Origin of the sequence: Bradyrhizobium sp. (assembly GCF_019242285.1) — a bacterium.
GTDB lineage: Bacteria > Pseudomonadota > Alphaproteobacteria > Rhizobiales > Xanthobacteraceae > Bradyrhizobium.
This window is the reverse complement of sequence record NZ_JAFAVV010000129.1, coordinates 1-2919: the sequence shown is the minus strand read 5'-3', so window position 1 is coordinate 2919 and position 2919 is coordinate 1. Positions and strand designations below refer to the sequence as shown.

The following is a 2919-nucleotide window of genomic DNA, read 5'->3' as shown; positions in this document are numbered from 1 at the left end:
GATCCGCCTTGGCGCGGATCTCCTGCGCCCGCTGCGCGCCCTCGGCGCGGTATTGCGCCGCCTCCTGCTGCCGCTCGGTCTGCATGCGCTGGTAGACCGCCTGGCTGTTCTGCTCCGGCAGGTCGGCGCGGCGAATGCGCACGTCGACCACGGAGATGCCGTAGCCCTGCGCCTCGTTGTCGAGCTGCTCGCGCACGCGCGCCATGAGATGCTCGCGTTGATCGCGCACCACCTGCGTCAGCGTCGCCTCCCCCAGCACGCGCCGCAGCGCCGAGTTGAGCAGGATTGAAAGCTGCGAGTTCGCGCCGTCCACCGTTCCCACGGTCTGATAGAATTTCAGCACGTCTTTGATGCGATAGCGTGCGAAGGCGTCGACCACGAGCCGCTTCTGGTCGGAGGCGATCACCTCCTGCGCCGGGTTTTCGAGATCGAGGATGCGCTTGTCGATGTTGATGACACTGTCGATGAGCGGAACCTTCACGTTCAGCCCGGGGTCGGTGATGACGCGCACCGGTTGGCCCAGCCGGACCACCAGCGCCTGACGGGTCTGATAGACCGTGAACAGCGTGCCGTAGGCGACGATCAGCGCCAGGACGACGAGGCCGGCGATAAGCCCGCCGAACAGATTGAGTCTCATCGGCTGCCTCCCGTCTGCGGCGGGGTCTGCGGCCGGCGCGTCAACTGGTCGAGCGGCAGATAGGGAACGACCCCGCCGCCCGGATCGATGATGACCTTATCGGTACCCCCGAACAACCGTTCCATCGTTTCGAGATACATGCGCTGGCGGGTGACGTCGGGCGCTTTCTTGTATTCGTCGTAGACCTGAAGGAAGCGCGCCGTCGCGCCCTTGGCCTCGGCGACGGTCTGATCGCGGTAGGCTTCGGCGCCCTGGGTGATCTGCGCGGCACGTCCGCGCGCTTCCGGGACGACCTTGTTGGCATAGCTCTGGGCTTCATTTTGCGCCCGCTCGCTGTCGGCGCGGGCCGCCTGCACGTCGCGGAAGGCATCGATCACCTGGGACGGCGGATCCACCTTCTGCAGCTGCACTTGCTGGATCTGGACGCCGGCCCCGTAGCTGTCGAGCACCCGTTGCATCAGATCCTGCACCGCCGCTTCGATGTTCTGCCGCGCCCCGGTCAGGATCGGCTGCAGGGTCGAGCGGCCGATCACCTCGCGCATGGCGCTCTCGGCCACCGCCTTCACCGTGCCTTCGGGTTGCTGGATGTTGAACAGATAGTCTTCGACGCCATTCGGTTTGAGGCTGATGCGCCACAGCACGGAGAAATCGACGTCGACGATGTTTTCGTCGCCGGTGAGCATCAGGCTCTCTTCCGGCACATCGCGCATCGTGGTGCCGCGGCGCAGGTCGTCGACCACCCGCATGCCGACGTCGATCTTGCGCACCTGCAGCGCCTTCGGCGTCAGCGCGGTCTCAATCGGATACGGCAGATGGTAGTTCAGGCCGGGCTGGACCTCGCGGATTTCTCGTCCGAAGCGCAGCACCACGCCGACCTCGTCGGCTTCGACGCGGAAGAAGCCGGATACGCCCCACAGCACGACAGCGCCGAGCGCCAGCAGCGCAAAGCCGCGGCCGCCCATGTTGCCGCCGGGCAGAAAGCTCCTGAGCTTGTCCTGGCTGCGGCGCAGCAGGTCTTCGAGGTCAGGCGGCGTCGGTCCTGACGACTGCGGACCCGAGCCCCAGGGGCCCTTCGATCCACCCGATCCCCAGGGCCCGCCGCCCTGATTGCTCCATGGCATGAAAACTCTCCTCGGAGGACGGCGACACGCCGACAGTCCGTTTTGCTGGTGAGGTTATATGGGAGCCGTCCGTGGCTTACAACGCACGCCCCCGCGAGCAGCCAACGTGCTGGCCTGACACGCATTTCCGGCAAACTTGCGGTTCAGGCCCGGGTGTAAGTGACATAGCTGAATGCAGCCTCGTCGCGCGGCCCGGCGGGGTGATCGCTGCGCGCACTGGCGTGCCATTCTGTCGCATCAATCGGCGGAAAATAGGTGTCCCCCTCCGGGCGCGAATGCACATGGGTAATCTCCATGCGATCGGCAAGGGACATGCACTGCTGAAAAATGTCGGTGCCGCCGATCACCACGATCTCATCCGCGCCGCGGCGGAGCGCATCGCCGCGCGCGACGGTTAACGCCGCATCAAGGGTGGCTGCGACAACGACGCCCGGCGCGGCAAAGCCGCCACGGCTGACCACGATGTTGGTCCGGCCCGGCAGCGGCTTGCCGATCGACAGATAGGTCTTGCGGCCCATCAGCAACGGCTTGCCCATCGTCAGCTCTTTGAAGTGGCGCAGATCGGAGCCCTGACGAAACGGCAACGCGTTGCCGCGTCCGATCACGCCGTTGTCGGCGACGGCGGCGAGAATGACGATCTTCACGACACGCCGCCGGGATTGGCGAAGGCGCGCAGCGCCGGACCGCTCAGCCGGCAGAACTTCCATTGCTCCAAGAGCTGCGCGCCGATCGAGCGATAGAACGCGATGGATGAACTGTTTGAATCCATCACCGCCCATTCGAAGCGCTCAAGGTCGCCGGCGATGCAGCGCTCCGCCAATCGGCGCATCAGCGCCTTGCCGACCCCGCGCCGGCGCCATGCCGGCCGCACGAACAAATCCTCGAGATAAAGTCCGTGGCGGCCGCGAAACGTCCAGTAGTGGAGAAACCAGACCGCGAAGCCGGCGGCCTCGCCGTCCCACTCCGCGATGTCGCAGAAGAGCTGCGGCTGCGGCCCGAAAAACGCAGGCTCGATGCCACGCGCGGCCGCTTCGACATCCATGTCGAGCCGCTGGTAGTCCGCCAGTTCGCGCAACAGAGTCAAAATCGTCGCACTGTCAGCCGGTCGCGCCGCCCGGATGGCAAGGCTCACACCGCCACCTCGGCCTTGATGTGCGGATG

General features: G+C 65.9%; 4 protein-coding genes. All 4 read right to left on the bottom strand.

The window, feature by feature from the left end:
* Positions 1–637 (bottom strand): protease modulator HflC (hflC, locus tag JOY90_RS04585; protein ID WP_291689966.1); only part of this gene is annotated, 637 nt, incomplete at its 3' end.
* Positions 634–1758 carry an FtsH protease activity modulator HflK gene (gene hflK / locus JOY90_RS04580; RefSeq protein WP_291689965.1) on the bottom strand — a complete coding sequence of 375 codons (1125 nt, stop codon included), beginning with the start codon at positions 1756–1758 and terminating at the stop codon, positions 634–636. The genes hflK and hflC, both read right to left, overlap by 4 nt.
* Positions 1759–1901: 143 nt before the next feature.
* Positions 1902–2402, bottom strand: a complete 501-nt coding sequence (locus tag JOY90_RS04575; RefSeq protein ID WP_291689964.1) for a dihydrofolate reductase — start codon at positions 2400–2402, stop codon at positions 1902–1904.
* Positions 2399–2919 (bottom strand): N-acetyltransferase family protein (locus JOY90_RS04570; protein ID WP_367276878.1); only part of this gene is annotated, 521 nt, incomplete at its 5' end. The genes JOY90_RS04570 and JOY90_RS04575, both read right to left, overlap by 4 nt.